This is a genomic window from Rhizobium sp. T1470, from assembly GCF_042140505.1.
Classification (GTDB): domain Bacteria; phylum Pseudomonadota; class Alphaproteobacteria; order Rhizobiales; family Rhizobiaceae; genus Rhizobium; species Rhizobium favelukesii.
The window spans coordinates 973,598-990,123 of sequence record NZ_CP148091.1 but is presented as its reverse complement, the minus strand read 5'-3'; the positions used below and the strand labels follow the sequence as shown (position 1 = coordinate 990,123).

Annotated in this window: 18 protein-coding genes; 1 reads left to right on the top strand and 17 read right to left on the bottom strand. The window is 59.3% G+C overall.

Going from position 1 to position 16,526, the window contains the following annotated elements; translation table 11 throughout:
* Nucleotides 1-8 precede the first annotated feature (8 nt).
* From WGT02_RS05010 to WGT02_RS05000, 3 genes are all read right to left on the bottom strand, one after another.
* On the bottom strand, nucleotides 9-1,172 hold the full coding sequence (locus tag WGT02_RS05010) for a carbohydrate ABC transporter permease (protein ID WP_024312987.1): 1,164 nt from the start codon (nucleotides 1,170-1,172) through the stop codon (nucleotides 9-11).
* A gap of 1 nt (nucleotide 1,173) precedes the next feature.
* Nucleotides 1,174-2,187: a carbohydrate ABC transporter permease gene (locus WGT02_RS05005; protein WP_024312988.1), complete on the bottom strand. Its 1,014-nt coding sequence runs from the start codon at nucleotides 2,185-2,187 to the stop codon at nucleotides 1,174-1,176.
* A 167-nt stretch (nucleotides 2,188-2,354) separates the two neighbouring features.
* Complete coding sequence (locus WGT02_RS05000) at nucleotides 2,355-3,716, bottom strand: ABC transporter substrate-binding protein (protein WP_208248815.1); 1,362 nt, start codon at nucleotides 3,714-3,716, stop codon at nucleotides 2,355-2,357.
* A gap of 283 nt (nucleotides 3,717-3,999) precedes the next feature.
* Between WGT02_RS05000 and WGT02_RS04995 the strand changes: the two genes are divergently transcribed.
* Entirely contained in the window at nucleotides 4,000-5,046 is a 1,047-nt protein-coding gene (locus tag WGT02_RS04995) for a LacI family DNA-binding transcriptional regulator (RefSeq protein WP_024312990.1), read from the top strand.
* Here the strand turns inward: WGT02_RS04995 and folD are convergent.
* From folD to WGT02_RS04925, 14 genes are all read right to left on the bottom strand, one after another.
* Nucleotides 5,025-5,924 carry a bifunctional methylenetetrahydrofolate dehydrogenase/methenyltetrahydrofolate cyclohydrolase FolD gene (gene folD / locus WGT02_RS04990; RefSeq protein ID WP_024312991.1) on the bottom strand — a complete coding sequence of 300 codons (900 nt, stop codon included), beginning with the start codon at nucleotides 5,922-5,924 and terminating at the stop codon, nucleotides 5,025-5,027. The two genes, WGT02_RS04995 and folD, sit on opposite strands and share 22 nt — an antisense overlap.
* 118 nt (nucleotides 5,925-6,042) lie before the next feature.
* Entirely contained in the window at nucleotides 6,043-7,758 is a 1,716-nt protein-coding gene (locus WGT02_RS04985) for a succinoglycan biosynthesis protein (RefSeq protein WP_208248818.1), read from the bottom strand.
* A gap of 125 nt (nucleotides 7,759-7,883) precedes the next feature.
* Entirely contained in the window at nucleotides 7,884-8,675 is a 792-nt protein-coding gene (locus WGT02_RS04980) for a WecB/TagA/CpsF family glycosyltransferase (RefSeq protein ID WP_208250506.1), read from the bottom strand.
* 298 nt (nucleotides 8,676-8,973) lie between these two features.
* Complete coding sequence (locus WGT02_RS04975; RefSeq protein ID WP_024312993.1) at nucleotides 8,974-9,507, bottom strand: hypothetical protein; 534 nt, start codon at nucleotides 9,505-9,507, stop codon at nucleotides 8,974-8,976.
* Entirely contained in the window at nucleotides 9,507-9,872 is a 366-nt protein-coding gene (locus tag WGT02_RS04970; RefSeq protein WP_007796675.1) for a hypothetical protein, read from the bottom strand. Before WGT02_RS04970 ends, WGT02_RS04975 begins: the two co-directional genes overlap by 1 nt.
* A gap of 17 nt (nucleotides 9,873-9,889) precedes the next feature.
* Nucleotides 9,890-10,456: a rod-binding protein gene (locus tag WGT02_RS04965; protein WP_024312994.1), complete on the bottom strand. Its 567-nt coding sequence runs from the start codon at nucleotides 10,454-10,456 to the stop codon at nucleotides 9,890-9,892.
* A 31-nt stretch (nucleotides 10,457-10,487) separates the two neighbouring features.
* Nucleotides 10,488-10,901: a hypothetical protein gene (locus WGT02_RS04960; protein WP_007796668.1), complete on the bottom strand. Its 414-nt coding sequence runs from the start codon at nucleotides 10,899-10,901 to the stop codon at nucleotides 10,488-10,490.
* Nucleotides 10,902-10,905: 4 nt separating this feature from the next.
* Complete coding sequence (gene fliR, locus WGT02_RS04955; protein ID WP_208248821.1) at nucleotides 10,906-11,658, bottom strand: flagellar biosynthetic protein FliR; 753 nt, start codon at nucleotides 11,656-11,658, stop codon at nucleotides 10,906-10,908.
* The gene (gene flhA, locus WGT02_RS04950) at nucleotides 11,655-13,742 is read right to left on the bottom strand and encodes a flagellar biosynthesis protein FlhA (RefSeq protein WP_024312996.1); all 2,088 of its coding nucleotides are present in this window, start codon (nucleotides 13,740-13,742) and stop codon (nucleotides 11,655-11,657) included. Before flhA ends, fliR begins: the two co-directional genes overlap by 4 nt.
* An 88-nt stretch (nucleotides 13,743-13,830) precedes the next feature.
* Entirely contained in the window at nucleotides 13,831-14,097 is a 267-nt protein-coding gene (gene fliQ, locus WGT02_RS04945) for a flagellar biosynthesis protein FliQ (protein WP_016552783.1), read from the bottom strand.
* A 64-nt stretch (nucleotides 14,098-14,161) separates the two neighbouring features.
* Complete coding sequence (gene flgD, locus WGT02_RS04940) at nucleotides 14,162-14,590, bottom strand: flagellar hook assembly protein FlgD (RefSeq protein WP_024312997.1); 429 nt, start codon at nucleotides 14,588-14,590, stop codon at nucleotides 14,162-14,164.
* Nucleotides 14,581-15,030, bottom strand: a complete 450-nt coding sequence (gene flbT, locus WGT02_RS04935) for a flagellar biosynthesis repressor FlbT (RefSeq protein ID WP_024312998.1) — start codon at nucleotides 15,028-15,030, stop codon at nucleotides 14,581-14,583. The genes flgD and flbT overlap by 10 nt, the downstream gene beginning before the upstream one ends.
* Entirely contained in the window at nucleotides 15,027-15,374 is a 348-nt protein-coding gene (flaF, locus tag WGT02_RS04930; protein WP_024312999.1) for a flagellar biosynthesis regulator FlaF, read from the bottom strand. Before flaF ends, flbT begins: the two co-directional genes overlap by 4 nt.
* Before the next feature lie 36 nt (nucleotides 15,375-15,410).
* Nucleotides 15,411-16,490 (bottom strand): flagellar hook-associated family protein, encoded by a 1,080-nt coding sequence (locus WGT02_RS04925; protein WP_037069076.1) that lies wholly within the window; start codon nucleotides 16,488-16,490, stop codon nucleotides 15,411-15,413.
* Nucleotides 16,491-16,526: the final 36 nt, after the last annotated feature.

The window sequence follows — 16,526 nt, the reverse complement described above, 5'->3', positions numbered from 1 at the left end:
TTGGGTTGCTAACCGCCCTTGACCGAGCCCGCAAGCAGACCACGCACTAGGTAGCGCTGCAAGCCAAAGAACACGAGCAGCGGTACGACAATGGTGACGAAGGCCGAGGCCGTCAGGATTTCCCAATTGCCCCCCCGCGAGCCGAGCAGCGCGTTCAACGCGCCGGTGAGCACGAGATGATCCCTGTCGGTGCCAAGGAAGACCATGGCGACAAGCAGGTCGTTCCACACCCACAGAAACTGGAAGATCGCGAAGGATGCGAGCGCAGGGAAGGACAAGGGCAGTACAATACGGGTGAAGATTTCGAAGTCGCTGGCGCCGTCGACGCGCGCCGATTCGATGATCTCCTTCGGGAGGCCGGCGATATAGGCCCGCAGCAGATAAATGGCGAGCGGCATGCCGAAGGCAGTGTGCGCAAACCAGATGCCGGGATAGGTTTTCGACGGCGCGTCGAGCAGCGACCCAATGCCGTTGTAAAGCCGCAGAAGCGGGATGAGCGACATCTGCAGCGGCACGACGATGAGGCCGACGACAAGCGCGATCAGCAGGGCCCGGCCCGGGAACTCCATCCAGCTCAGCGCGTAGGCCGCAAAGGCCGCGATGAGGATCGGGATGATCGTCGCCGGGATGGTGACGGTCAGCGAGTTGATGAAGGACTGGCCGATCCCCTCGCTGGTGAGAACGTTCTTATAGTTCTGCAAGGTGAATTCCGGCGGCGTCGCGACCGAAATGTAGACGCGCCGGCCACCGTCATCCGGACCAAAGGCGGCAGTCTTCGTGTAGCGATAACTGCCGTCATCGTTGACGGTGAGTGAGAGACCGTCGCCAAGGTCGGCTGTTTCGCCGGCCTTGTATGCGGCCGGTTGCTGGACACGCGTGCCGAACGCCCTGATGGAGCGGCCCTGCTGCCCCTCCAGAACATTGCCGGCGATGACGTAAACTGTCCCGTCCTGCTTCTGCTGGTCCGGCTGCCCAAGGCGAGCCGCCACTGTTCGGGAGGAGCCGGCGAAGGCCGTCCACCAGCCGGAAGAAACGAGCTGATCCTTGTCTCGCAGAGCACTGACGAAGATCCCGAGCGTCGGTATCAGCCAGATGATGACAATGACGAGCACCGCGAAGTGAACGAAGAGGCGGGCCGGGCCGATCTTGAAGAAACTTCCTGACAAGGTCATCTCAGTGGCCTCCCAGCTCGCGATTGGCACGGCGGACGTTCCAGACCATGATCGGCGTCACGGCCAGCATGATGATCAGCGCGATGACCGCGCTTCGGCCGGAATCGCCGCCCCCCCGGAAGAGCCAGTTGAACATCAGGTTGGCAAGCACCATCGAATTCCACTGGCCGTTGGTCATGGTCAGCACGATGTCGAACACCTTGAGCACGAGAATGGTGATCGTCGTCCAGACAACCGCGATCGAGCCCCAGACCTGCGGCACCATGATGCGCCAGAAGATCTGCCAGCCGTTGGCGCCATCGATGACGGCGGCCTCGATGGTTTCCTCAGGAATGCCGCGCAGCGCCGCCGACAGAATCACCATCGCAAAGCCGGTCTGGATCCAGATGAGGATGACCATCAGGAAGAAATTGTTCCACAAGGGCACCGAGATCCACACCTGCGGCGTCCCGCCGAACAGCTGGACGATCGCATTCAGCAGGCCGATCTGCACATCGTTGCCGCCACGATATTCGTAGATGAACTTCCAAATGACGGATGCGCCGACGAAGGAGATCGCCATCGGCATGAAGACGATGCTCTTGGCGATGTTGCCCCACCAGATGCGGTCGGTCATCACGGCGATGACGAGGCCGAAGAAGGTGCAGGCCGCCGGCACGACGGCCAGCCACAGGATGTTGTTGAAGATCGACTGGCGGAATTCGCGGTCTGTGAGAGCCCACCGATAGTTCGCGAAGCCGACGAATTGCTCGCCGGAGCGGTCGTAGAAGGACAGGATCAGAGTGGCGATCACAGGATAAACAAGGTAGACGACAAGAAGGAAAAGCGCTGGCCCGATGAACAGCCACGGCCGGATCATCGCCCGGCGGTTCAGGTTGCGCGCCGCGGAATGGATGTCGCCATCCTTCACTGGCAGCGACCAATCCAGGATCTTGTTCGAGAAATAGAAATAGGCCGAGCAGGCGAAGACTGCCACGACCACGACCCCCAAAGCGGAAACTATCTGCGACAGCATTCGTCCCTCCCCTGCTACCCTGTCCATCCTGACGGGTTTGTGCGCTGATCGTCGTCACATCGCCCACCGCTTTCAACGCGACAGGCAACGATGGCCGGACACTCCCAGTATCCGGCCATGCATTTCAGCCATGCCGCCGCAGCCGGCGGCACGGATGTCAGGTGAGATTACTTGATGCCATCCCAGGAGCTCTGGATTTCCTTGGCGGTGTCTTCGGCCGACTTGCCGCCAACGAAATCGACCATGCCGGTCCAGAATGCACCCGCGCCGATCTTGCCCGGCATCAGGTCGGAACCGTCGAAGCGGAAGGTCGTCGCGGTCGTCAAGATCTCGCCTTCCCTCTTCATCTGGTCGTTGGCATAGGCTGCCGTGTTGACGCCCTTGTACGGCGTCAGGAAGCTCGACTGTGCCATCCAGACTTCGTGCGCGATCGGAGTCTTCAGGAACTCGACGAAGGCACGGGCCGCCTTGGAGTCCTTGGTGACGGTAACAAGCGTGCCAGCGCCCAGAACCGGCTTGCCGAGGTCGGCATGCGCCGCGTAGGTCGGCATATAGAAGAAGTCGGCATCCTGACCGAGTTTCGTCCCCTCCGGGAAGAACGACGGGATGAACGACGCCTGATGGTGCAGATAGCACTTCGGCGGCACGCCGAAGAGACCCTTCGGGCTATCCCGGAAGTCCGTTGCTGCCACGGCGGCAACGCCACCACTGACATACTTCTCGTTCTTGGCGAACGAGCCGAATTCCTCGATCGCAGCAACGACGGCCGGATCGGTGAACTTGACTTCGTTGGTGGTCCACTTGTCGTAGACGTCAGGCTTCTGCTGACGCAGCATGATGTCTTCGATCCAGTCCGTTGCCGGCCAGCCAGTTGCGCCACCGGAACCAAGGCCGATGCACCACGGCACGCCGCCATCCTTGACGATCTGCTCCGTCAGAGCATGCAGCTCCTCCATGGACGTCGGGACCTTGTAGCCCGCTTCCTTGAAATTCTCGGGCACGTACCAGACGAGCGATTTCACGTCGGCCTTATAAGGGAACGCATAGAAGGCTTCCTTGCCGTCCTTGCCCTTGTAGGTGCCGTAACCGACCCAGCTATCGCCGGCGCCGTAGTTGTCCTTGATCCACTGGGCATTCTCATCGCCGAGCGGCGTCAGGAAGCCCTTGCTGGCGAGATCGGCCAGAAGGCCCGGCTGCGGCAGGACCGCGATATTCGGCGGCGAACCGGCTTGTGTGTCGATGACGATCTGCTGTTCGTAGTTTTCCGAAGACGAGTATTTGGCGTCTACACCGGTTGCTTCGGTGAAGTAGGCCAGAATGCTGCGGAAGAAGGCTTCGTCTTCGCCGCGCCAGGGCCCGAAGATCGTCATCTGCTCGCCCTTGAGATCGGCGTGCGCAGCTTTGAAATCGTCGTAGCTCTTCCAGTTGAACTTCGCATCCTGTCCCGGAGCAAACTTCAGATCGGCAGCAGACGCGGCACCGGCAAGAAGCGCCGCCGCAGCGACGCTCATCAAAAACGTCTTTCTCATGTGATCAACCTCCCATCACAATCCCAACCGCACTTTTGAAACCATTTTGACGCCGTTCCAAAGCGCTTTGACAAAAGCACTCATGTCACTTCCGGCGGAAAAGAGTCAAGCTATTTCGCGAAAGGCGCAAAAGATGCGGCCTTTTACATCAAGGTTTCGACGCCATACCTTGGGAATATGGAGCGATTTTTCTTGAGTCAAGCAGCACAACTGCTACATAATTGAAAGCGCTTTGGATGCCATTGGGAGCTGGCGACCAGTGCGAGCGGAGGAAGAATAGCACGTGAACCTGAAACAGCTATCGGAATTGCTTGGCCTGTCGCAGACAACGGTAAGCCGTGCATTGAACGGCTATCCCGAAGTCAATGAGGCGACGCGCGAGCGGGTCCTGCAAGCCGTGAAGGAGACAGGCTACCGCCCGAACAAGGCGGCACAACGGCTTGCGACCGGCAAGGCCGGGTCGATCGGCCTCGTGATGCCGACAGCTCCCGATCACTATTCCGATGTGCACTTCGGTGAGTTCCTGACGGGTCTTGGCGAGGAAGCCGTACGCCACGACTTTCATTTCGTCATCATGCCCGCCGATCCGAACGACGAGGTCGGCGCACTGCGGCGGCTTGCGATCAGCGGCAATGTCGATGCGCTGTTCGTGGCCTATATGCGCGGCCACGACCCACGGCTGCCGATGCTGAAGTCGCTTTCCATGCCATTCCTCGTGCATGGCCGCTCCTTCGGTTCCGAGCCCGACTACCCCTATCTCGACATCGACAACGAGGCGGCCTTCTACGACGCGGCGCGGCTGCTGCTTCAGCTCGGGCATACGCGCTTTGCCCTGCTCAACGGGCCGGGACATCTCGACTTTGCGATCCGTCGCAAGAACGGACTTGTCGCTGCGCTTTCCGAGCGGGGACTGTCGCTTCCGGAAGACTGCATGAGCCACACATCGATGACGGACGAACTTGGCCAGTCCGCGATGGAACGATTTCTACAGATGCCGGAGCCGCCGACGGCGATCCTCTGTTCCAGTACGGTGCTGGCGCTCGGCGCCATCCGCGCCGTCAATCAGGCGGGGCTCAAGCTCGGCGAGGATATCTCGCTGATCGCGCACGACGACGTTTTGCCCCATCTCAAGCCCGAGAACTTCTCTGTGCCGTTGACGACAACGCGGTCATCGCTGCGCGCCGCAGGCGTGCGCATCGCCCAACGGCTCATCGGAACGGTGAAGCAGGACGGGCCATTCCCAGAGCAGGAACTCTGGAAAACCGAACTGATTGTCAGGGCCTCGACAGGCCCCGTTCCGCGGCAGGCTCAGAACGTCGGCGGTGTCTGACCGGCCGCGCGATGGGCGGCGATGACGGTGTTGGCCATCAGCATCGCGATGGTCATCGGGCCCACGCCACCGGGAACCGGCGTGATAACGGCGGCAACCTTGGCGGCATCTTCAAAGGCGACGTCGCCAACAAGGCGCGTTTTGCCTTCGCCCTTTTCCGGGGCAGGAATGCGATTGATCCCAACATCGATGACGGTGGCGCCCGGCTTCACCCAATCACTCCTGACCATCTCCGGGCGGCCGACGGCGGCCACCAGAATATCCGCATTGCGGCAGACGGCCGGCAGATCCTTAGTGCGTGAATGCGCGATGGTCACCGTGGCGTTTGCATTGAGCAGCAGTTGCGCCATCGGCTTGCCGAACAGGTTTGAGCGGCCGATGACCACCGCATTCAGGCCGGAAAGATCTTCGCCATGCGTGCGTCGCACGAAGACCATCGCGCCCGCCGGGGTGCAGGACACGAGGCCCGTTTCGAGGTCACCAGTCGCAAGCTTGCCGGCATTGACGACGTGCAGACCGTCGACATCCTTTTCGGGCAAGATCGATTGGATGATCAATTCTGACTTTAGATGCTTCGGCAGCGGCAATTGGACGAGAATGCCGTGAATCGACGGATCGCTGTTCAGCGTAGCGACGAGTGCCGCCAGTTCCTCCTGCGTGGTCTCGGCCGGCAGCGTGTGCTGAACGGATTTGAATCCGCATTCCTTCGCCATCTTGCCCTTGGAGTTGACATAGGCATGGCTGGCCGGGTCGTCGCCGACGATCACGACGGCAAGGCCCGTCTTGACGCCGCTTTGCTTGTCCAGCGCCGATGTCGCTGCCTTCACCGTTTCGATTACGGAAGCGGCGACCTGTTTGCCATCAATCACTGTCGTCAAGACTGTCTCCTGCCCTTGCTTTCGCTCATTGTAGCGGATGGCGCTCAGCGCGATTTGCCTGTCCACGCCCTATCCTGCCTAAAATGGCAAATGCAAGAACAATCGTGTCGCAGCGAGGTCAGGACGCTATCGACCGGGTGCGCAGCCTATCGCGCATGGTGGCGAGTTCCGCGCGAATGATGTCGACTTCCTGCGGCCCTTTGGCGGGTTCGGCCGGTGATGGCGTACCGACATTTGGCTCCGGTGCCGGAGTGCGTAGCGATGGCTCCTTTCTTGCGGACGCCGCAAGCGTGGAGCGCACCCTGGCAGAGACGACAGCCAGGCCGAATGCGAGCCCTGCAAGAGCGCCGAGCAGCGGCGCAAGCCAGCGCTGGTCCGCCGGCACAGCCGCGATCTGCACGCTCTTCTGCAGCTGCACGCTGCCAATACCTGGCGGAACGGCTCCGGTGGTGATCGCATCCTCGAGGCGCAAGCGCGCCGCACTTGCCTTGTCGCGCAGCTCGGTCAGCTTCGCCAGATCGACACCCGTATCCTTGCTCTGCGCGATCAGCGCATTGCGGCGATCACTCAGCTGCCGTTTGTCGACGGTGACTGACTTCATCTCGTCATTCGCATCGCGCAGTAGCCGAGCGAGATCCTCGCCAATCGCGTCTCGCAAGCCGTCAACCTCCGCCTGCTGCGCCTGCAGCCGCGGATGGCGAGGGCCGAGATTGGCCGACAGCTGTGACAGAGACAGGTGTGCGGCCACATATCTGTCTCGACGGTCGATGAGTGTCGGCGACATGAGGTCCGCATCCAGCGTGCCGGCAAGGACATCAGCGACCTTGGCCACCTTCAGCCGGCCCGCCTTCTCTTGCGCTGCAACGATGCGCTGCTCGGCGGCCTTCAGCTCTGCATCAATGCTTCCGATCTGTTGCTGCAGACCAGCCGCAACCTTGACGTTGCCTTCGCCGCTCTTCTGCGTGAAAGATTTAAGCTCGAGCTGCGCCGCATCGTCCGCGTTTTTCAGCGATCCGCCTTCGGCCGGCCCAGTTGCCGCCCCTGAGCCCGTCACGACGGACGCAAGGTAGCCGGCGATGCGCGCGGATTTTTCCGCGCTGCCCGTTGTCACCTTGAAATCGATCGTGCCGGCGTGAGGATTTGTCGCGGTGCGGATCGCGGAAACGAGCGATGTCTCTGCGCGCGAAACAGGGTCGGCAGCCGCGCCATCGGTCGATAGCAGGTCGATAGCCACCGCTAATGCATCCGAGGAGACGCCGGAGAACTCCGGATCGCGGTCGAGTTTCAATGCCGCAACCGTTGCTGCCATCGTACGGGAAGAGGAAAGCGTCCTTTCGGTCGCGCTCGTGACTGCAGTGCGACTTTCGCCGGCACCTTGGACCGCGAGTATCCCTTTCGCGCTATAGCGCGTCGGTTGAGCGGAAATCAGAGTACCGCTCGCTGCACCCAGCGCACAGATGAGACCAACCATGGCAAGAGGTTTCAAACGCCTGGATTTCGGCGCGCCTTTGCCGACGGCGGGTGTCGCCTGATTGAGGCTTGCGGCCGCTTTCGTGGAACCCGTGACTTCCGGCGCGGCCGGCAGCGGGTCGGCTGCAGCTGCCTTGACGTCGTTTGCAGCTTCGAGCCGCTTGCCCAGGATCGTTTCGATGCGGCCGACAAGCGGCCGCGCTTCAGGCACAGCATCGCGGCTGGCCCGCTGTTGCTCAAGCGCGCGCTCGATCACGCCGAGCAATTTTGCTTCCGGCGCCGGCATCGTCGCCGCGGCTTCGGATGGCCTGGCGATTGCCGTCGGGGAGCGGAAGGCTTGGCTTCTCGGATTGCTGTCGTACATCGCCACATCTCATGCGTATGAACGGTCGAGCCGCCCGCGACTGCGGATGGTTAACCAACATTAAATGTTCATGGCAAAGAAATGGTTAACTGGCGCCAACTCGCAGCGTGCTGCGGAGCTGCGCCTCACCTGGATCGGTTCAGTATCCGTTTGCGACGCGTCCCACCGTACTGGACCACAGAGTACAGGAAAACTGCAAAGGCGAAGCCATACCGCACGCCTGCGCGCTTCGGCTTCCGCATCCAGCGGTAGGCGCGTGCAATTCCCATCATCCGTACGAGCTTTGGTGTGCGATGGTCGGTCCCCGCCACGACACCGAATAGGTCGCCGACAGCAAGCACAAGCCGGGCGTGATCCGCCCGGATGTTTTTATGGATCCATTTTTCCTGGGATGGCGTGTCCGTTCCGACGATGAGTATGTCGAGCCATTGCCGGTCGATCTCCTTGACGATCGCCGCTCGGTCTTCCGTCTCGGCGAAGCTGTCCGAAATGATGACGAATTCATGCCACGGAGCGTGCCACCGGAACTTCGCAGCGGCCTTCCTGACCGCCTCAGGCGTGCTACCGATGAGGCCGATACGCCGCGGGATCTCCATGAATGTCAGCAGCGCCGGTACGAAATCGGCGGCCTTCAGGCTGGCGGGGAACGGCGATCCGTGCGCCACCTTCGATGCAATATCGAGACCCGGACCCTCGGGGAGCAGCAGATTTTGCGCGAGAACAGCGCGGTAGTCGCTATCGCGCAACGTCACCAGCATATTGCGCGCATTGACAAATGAGATCGATGTCTGCCCGACCGGTATCGACAGGAGTTCATTGATGAACACCAGCGCGTCATCCCAGCCAAGATCGCAGACCGGTAGATCGAAGATTGCGCGACGCGACGACAGGACCGCGAAATTCGCGATCAGGTTCATGCCGGCTTCCTGACGATAGTGTTTCATGCTGCTTGCATCCCGAAACAGATCACATAGCCGCACCAGACGATTCAGCATCGACCAATGGCGTTCGCCTGGGAGCGCATGAAAGAATTCCAAGAACCGGAATGCCGGTGCACAGTCAGCCCATCACCAGCACTTGTAGCAACGCGACTTCAACTATCTCTTAGGAAAATCGCTTGAATTCCTCGCTTCAAGCGAAGGAATTGTTAACCCTCGCAACCCGGGATAAACGCACGACGGCGCCAGAGGCGCCGCTTCGGGCCAATGACTAGGTCTACTCTGTTGCAGCCTTGTCCGACACCGGTGCCGGGGCTACGACCTTCACGGGTTTGACCGTTTTCTTCTGCTGTCCGGATGCATTCGCCTTGACTTCTTCCTTCGAGAGGTAGTCGAGCTGCTCCAGCATCACCTGATCGATATAGTCTCCACCGAGATGCTGGTTGATGTCCTTCTTGATCATCTCCCGGAAAGCATTCGCATCGAAGGATTTCATGTTGGAGATGTCGACCATCTTGTTGCCGACGAGCAAGGTAAAGAGCTCGTCGGTCGTCATTTCCGTCAGCGGCAAGGACAGGTTTTTCACCGTGTCCCTGTTCATCATGAAAGACACCTTTCCGAGGAAGTAGCCGGTGACGGCGCCGTCGGCAATGATCGGCACGGTGATCGTCTCGCCCTTTACAAGCTCGAGCTGGCTTTGCTTGGAATCATCGGGAGCCGGCGCAGGAGCCGTTGCCATGTGCACCGAGAAATAGACCGATGCCAGCGTGATCGCGCAAACCCAGACACCTGTCAGAACGAGCTTAATCATCAAGCGTCACGTGCTACGAATTGCTCTTGGGAATAGGTGCCGTCGGCATCCGCATCCTGGACTGCATTCTTCAGGAGATCAGCAACGGTACGGACCGCTTCCAGATGCGCCTCGACGCGTCGTGCGTTCAGCACGAGCTTCTTCTTCAACCCGTGCAGCTGATCGAGATGCGTGGCGGCCAGCTCCTTCGGATCGGTGTCGCGGAAGAGCATCGACAGCTCATAAAGGCAGCGGCTCTTGTGTGCATTCGACACTTTGAGATCGAACTGCGGATCGTTGCCGATACGCGTATTCTCGTTGTCGATGATCATTTCAAGGCGTCCAAGAACCGATTTGATACGGTAGTCGTTCGAGATTATTTCCATTTTTGTCCTCGATTCTCTCAGGCGTCATTGGCGGACTTGTTGTCCGCAGTTGTTGTACCGAAGGTCTTGCGCTGGAACTCGTCGATCATGCTCATCGCCATATTGCGATCGTCCTGATCGGTGGAAGCGTTGGCGACCTTGCCTTCCTGCTTCTTCAGCGCATCCTGATAAAGCTGCTTGGCAATGCCGATGCCGTCACCCTTCGAAATCTCGTTGCCGAGCTGTTCAGCCATCATGCCCTTCCAGATATCACCGGTGGCACCCTTGCCGTAGACTTCTTCGCTTTCGCTTGGCAGCATGTTCTTGATGAAGTTCTGCAGGACCATCGCCTCGAACTTGCGGTAGGTTTCCGGCACCTCTTCCGTCTTGGTGCTGCGGTTCTTGCTGTCGCTCAAACCGGTCTTGCCCACTGCGCGATCGAGAATATCGACGGCCGACGTGAAGCCGTTGCCGGCTTCGGCGAGACTGTTTGCGGCAAAAGCCGCCTGGTTTGCCTTCAGTTTTTCCTGGGCTGCCTGAACCTCGAGCGGGTCCGCAGCTTTGACAACATCCAGGACCAGATCACTCGGAGGTGAAATAGCCAAGTCACAATCCTCTTGATTAAGATTGTGACGATTATGATTTTTGAAGCTTGCTGGAGGCTGGCGTACCGAACTTTTGATCGATGAGATCATAGACTGCATTGTCGTCGGCTTCCCGACGCTCGGACTCAAGCGCTTCGCGCATGCCGTCTTCCAGCCGATCGCCCTTGGCGCGCTCCTGAACGACGCGCATTTCGTGAATCTGCTGCATGCCGGTCAGCTGCTTGTCCTTGATCCCAAGCCGGTTGAATCGATCCGCATAGCCCTGCGAAAAGGCATGATGGACGGGGTCCATGGAGCCGAGCGCCAGAATGACGCTGTCCATCTGGTCGTTGACTTCCGCGCGCTGACGGCTCGTTTCGGCAAGATCGAACTCGGCCATCTGCTCCAGATGCCGTTGAACCGCTACGAGGCGTTTCAGTTTCTGGGAGCGTGTCTTGTCCGCCATACCACTACCTGCCGATGAAAACGCTGGCGAAGGATTGGCCGAACTGGCTGACCAGCGCCGCCACGGAGAAGTAGAAAAGGAAGAGCCCGCCGAGAAGCAGGTAGGGCGTCGATATGAAATACACCGGGATCTGCGGCGCCAGCTTGTTGATGAAGCCGATGGCGATGTTGAATATCAGGCCGTAGATCAGGAACGGGCTAGAGAGCCGCAGCATGATCATGAACGTCGATGACAGCGTGTCGGTGAACGAGATGAGCGTACTGCGCAGCTGCATGATGCCGCCGAAAGGCATCGACGTGTAAGAATCGATCAATGCCCGGAACACGATGTGATGAAAGTCCATCATGAACAGGATCATCATGCCGGCAAGGGTGATGAAGCCAGAAAGGCTGGTTTCGGGGGTATCTTCGAAAATATCGCCCGCGCTCGGTTGGGTGTATCCGATCATCATCGCAATGACGCTGGCCGCGAACTGCAGGCCGAGCGTGTAGACACGGGCGAGCATGCCGTACATGACGCCAATCAGCGATTCGCTGAAAATATAACCGATATAGGTGGCGTTCGATGTGTGGACGATCGGATAGACAGTATCCCAAAGCACAGGCAGGATCGCAAGCGACAGGGCGGCGGCGATGAAAACCCGCAATTGCGCAGGCACACGGGCCGACGAAAAGCCAGGCATCGCCAGGACGCAGCCGCCGATCCTGCAGAAGATCAGGAACAGCGCCAGGACGGTCCCTTGCGGGTCAGTTATCATGAAATCGAGCCCAGAATCTTTATCTCGATGCCCTTGGCCAGCTCGACATGCGATAGAACCGGGAGCGTTGCGAACAATCGTTCGATGATCATACGCACATAGGAGCGTGTTTCCGGCGAGGTGACAAGGGCGAATGGCAGGCCGCGATCCATGAATTCACGGACAACCTTCGTCGCCTGCTCGCTGAACTCCTCCAGCATGCGCGGGTCGATGTCGAATTCGACGATCTCGCCCTTGTTGTCACGCTTCAGCGCCTGATGGAAAGCCAGATCCCACTTGCTGCCGAGCCGCAGTACGCGAAGCACACCATTGTCGGCGAGATCGCCGCATAGCTGCTGTGCCATGCGCACGCGGACGTGCTCGACAATCTGCTCGGTCTTGCGGACATGCGGCGCAAGTTCGGCGACGGCTTCCAGGATGAGGTGCAGGTTGCGGATCGACACGCGCTCGGCGAGAAGCAGCTTCAACACAGCCTGCAGGCCAGAATAGGACATGTGCGACGAGCAGATCTCGTCGGCCAGCTTCTTGTATTCGGGATCGAGCCTGTCGATCAGCACCTTCACGTCCTTATAGGACAGAAGCGCCGGCAGATTGTTGCGGATGACTTCGCTCATATGCGTCAGCACGACCGAGACATTGTCGATCGGCTGGAAACCTTCGCGCTTCAAGTCTTCGGCAAAGGCTTCAAGAATGGAAACCGCCGGCATGCCGAACGCTGGTTCGCGAATCTCGTCGCCCGGAATGCTTGGCTTACGGCCAGAGCCGGTGACGACCAGAACCTCGCCCACGCGCAGCAGGTTGGAAGCAACCGTCGTACCGTGGATGCGGATCTGATAGGACTTCTCGGCGATGCCGATATCGTCGGTGACCTTGATTTCCGGAACAACGAAGCCGTACTGCGTCGCGAATTTCTTGCGCATCTTGCCGACGCGGAAAGCGAGCTCCTGGTGAGCACCAAGCAGACGCGTCGACACCATCTTGCCGAGCGCGAGTTCGATTTCCGAGGTGCGCAGCACCGACTTGACGGAGTCCTTTTCGAGCTCCTTGTTCTGGACGACCTTCTTCTCTTCCTGCTCGCGCCGCGCCTTGTTCTCGGCCTCGACCTGACGAGGAATGAACCAGGCGCCGAAGGCCAGAAGACCGGACAGAAACATGAAAGGGAAAAACGGCAGGCCCGGCATGAGCCCGAGGATTGCCATCAGAACCGCGGATACCGAAAGGGCGCGCGGATAGCCGCTGAGCTGGTTGACGACTGCCTGTTCAGTGGAACCGACGGTGCCGCCGCGCGACACGAGAAGGCCGGCTGCGAGCGAAACGATGAGGGCCGGCATCTGCGAGACGAGGCCGTCGCCGACGGAGAGCTTGACGAAGACGTCGGCGGCTTCGCCGATCGGCATACCGTGACGGAAATAACCGATGATGATGCCGCCAAAAATGTTGATGCAGGTAATCAGAAGACCGGCAATCGCATCGCCACGAACGAACTTGGACGCGCCATCCATGGCACCGAAGAAGGAGCTTTCCTCTTCCAGTTCCTTACGGCGACGCTGGGCTTCCTTCTCGTCGATGATGCCGGCCGAAAGGTCGGCGTCGATCGACATCTGCTTGCCGGGGATCGCATCGAGAGTGAAGCGCGCGCCGACTTCCGCGATACGTGTCGCGCCCTTGGTGATGACGATGAAGTTGATGGTGATCAGGATCAGAAAGACGATCAGACCGATCACGAAGTCGCCGGACATGACGAGGCTGGCAAAGCCTGCGATGACGCCGCCGGCTGCATCATGACCCTCGTTACCGTGCGAAAGGATGACGCGCGTCGTCGCGATGTTCAGCGCCAAGCGCGTCATGGTCGCGATCAGAAGAATGGTCGGGAATGATGAGAAATCGAGCGGCTTCTGGATCCACAGCGCCACCATCAGGATCAGCACCGAGAAAGCGATCGAGAAGGCCAAACCCATGTCGATCAAGAACGGCGGGATCGGCAGAAAGAGGACGCAGATGATAAGGATGATGCCCATGGCAAAACCGATATCGCGTACGCTAAGTCCAGCTTTCGGGAGGGGGAGTGCGGGAGGTTGCGCCATTTCGATTCCGTCTCTTCATGAGAGGTGCGGGCATGATGCCCACCAATTCGGAACGAGAATTAAATGGCGAAGCTTGCGCGAAGGTGGCTCAGAAACCCGACTGAATGCGCGAAAACACCAGATTGGTGAAAATCGAAATCTGCGATCCGACAAACGGAGCCGAGATGCCGATAGTGACGAGGACCGCCACGATTTTCGGAACGAAGGTGAGGGTTGCTTCCTGAACCTGCGTCAGCGCCTGGAACAACGCAATGATCAGACCGACCACCATGGCTGCCGCAACCGCCGGGCCTGCAGAAACGAGAACGGTCCAGATCGCGGCCTGGAAAAGGTCAAGAGCATCAGCTTCATTCATTGTCAGGCAACCTCATATCGCCTTGCGGTCCGCCCGATATGGCCGAACCGCCTCATAATTACACTTAGCTCGACGTCGTTGGCGCCTTGTCCGCCAGGGTGATTCCCGCCTGCACAAGGATACTCTTCCCGTCGGTCGTCGTCGCGACAATTCCGTCGGAATAGACCTTGACCGAAGCGACCGTGCCTTTGACGGAACCGTCAGCGCTGGTCATGTACTTGCCGATATAGCTGCCGGCCTGCGTCAGGCTGGAGCTGGCAAGCAGCGTGTCCAGCTTGCTGTTCGTCTGGATCGTCTGTTCGACCTGCGAGAAGCTCGCCAGCTGCGACATCTGCTCGCTAGCATCCACCGGATCTGTCGGATCCTGGTTCTTCATCTGCGCGATGAGCAGCTGCAGGAAGTTGTCGTAGTTGAGCGTTGCCTTCTGCTGCGCGGTTGATGTGCTCGACGAGGACGAGGTGCTCGACGTGCTCGAAACGCCACTTACCGCCATGGTGCGATCTCCTTACGAATCTGCTCGACCATCGTCGGCGGCATTTCGTGGTTGTTGAGTATGCTGTCTTCGATCGCATACAGACCGCGGATCGCCTTCAGGGCGTCGAATGCACGTCCGGTCGAAACGAGACCATCGATGCGCTTCAGCTCGGCCAGAACTTCCTCGTTCTTGAAGCAGGTCAGCAGCATGGTGACCGACTTGCGGAACATCGCCGTCGATTGCTCCTTGCCCTCAGGATTGATGAGGATCATCTGCGCAATGAAATAGAGCTGGCGCAGAGGCGTCGTCGCCTCTTCCGGCTGGAGAACGTGGTTTTCGAGAAGGAACGTTACATCGTTCAGGAATTCCAGCGCGACCTTGCGATCGACGCGCAAGACCGCACCGTTGATGAAGATCTTTTCCCCGGCTTTTAGCGAGATACGAAGTGTGCTTTTCATTTTAGTCCATCCCTGATGATGGTGGTAACGTCGATAATGCCTTGGTAGTTCGTCGACTGCCGGCGCCTGATCCGATCGCACTCCTTCAAGATCCAGATCGCGATGGAGATGAGGTTGGCCCGCAGCTGGATCTCAAGCTGGTTGTCCGGATGCTTGAGATCCTCGATGAAACTCACCCAAACACGCCGGGTGTAGAACAATGCATCAATGGCTTCCCGGCTGTATTTCTCTTTGTCCCGCGCAATCGACAGCAGCTCGATGGACCGGTCGAGAACTTGACGTTCCCGCTCCTTCGCATCGGCCACCGAGTCCTCCATGACCTCGGAGTAAGAGAACTGATACATTCATGCATCCTTCTTTGTCTTTCGTACCCTTGATCATCAAAGGTAGTTCACGAGACTCAACTGCTGGATTTTCGATACGATGGTGTAGGCCGTCTCCAGCTGCGTCTGGAGCGTGTTGACGAGTGTCGATGCTTCCGAGGTATCGACGCCCTGGAGATCGACGAGCTTGTTCTGAATGATGCTTGATTGTGCATCGAGGGCATCGTTGGCCTTCTCGACGCGCTCCTGCGAAAGACCGAGCTGGCTTGCCTGCGTCACGATGCCGGTCGTTGCCTGCGCCGCATAGCCGATCGCCTTGGAGGTAACCGTGCTCAATGCGTCAGCGCTGACATTCTGGCTGGCCAGCGCCGAAACGGTGATCGAAGCGAGCGCGAAGTAGCGCATGCCGTCCGAGTTGGCGTTGGTCGACGATGTTACGACTTCCGAGTTACTGATACGGCTCGTCATGTTCTGGTTCGATGCAGCCGACCAGTCGCTCCAGGCCGGCGGCGTCACATAGGCCGCAGGCGCAAGCGGGGTCGGGGCGCCAGGTGGCGGGAACGCGATCGGCGTGGAGGTGCCGTTGAACGTGTCCTGCGAGAACATCGGCTCAACGAAGTCAGTAATGAACTTACCCATCTCGGCGCCGGTCAGAGAACTCACTGGTTTGCCGAGGCCGCTTGCATAGGCCGTGAGGTTCGTCTGAATGGCGGTCGTCGCGGCATTCTGCTGGTTGGTGAGCGGTTGCACATCGGTGTTGATACCGGAGAACAGGTACTCGCCGTTGAGCATGGAATTGCCCGTATCCATGAGCTGCGACAGCGCGTCGCCGGCAGACTGCATCGCCACCGTGATGCTGGTCTTGTCCTGACTGCCCTGAAGCGCTGTCAACTTGGAGACCAGCGCATCGCCGGCCTTCTTCATGCTGTTGAGGCCGAGCTGCGACGCTTCGAGACGTGCCGATACGACGGAATTGCTGCCCTTGAGAGCCTTGATGCGGCTGACCTCGGACGTGAAGTTCACACTCTTGGCTGCGCCAGAACCCAGGGAGGCGCCGATGTCGGCGTAAACGCCCGTCGTTGCTTCGAGAGAAGCGCTGACCAATTGCTTCTGCGACTGGCGGATCGTCAATCGCATCGCGTTCTGAATGGCTGAACTAGAAATTAATGAACT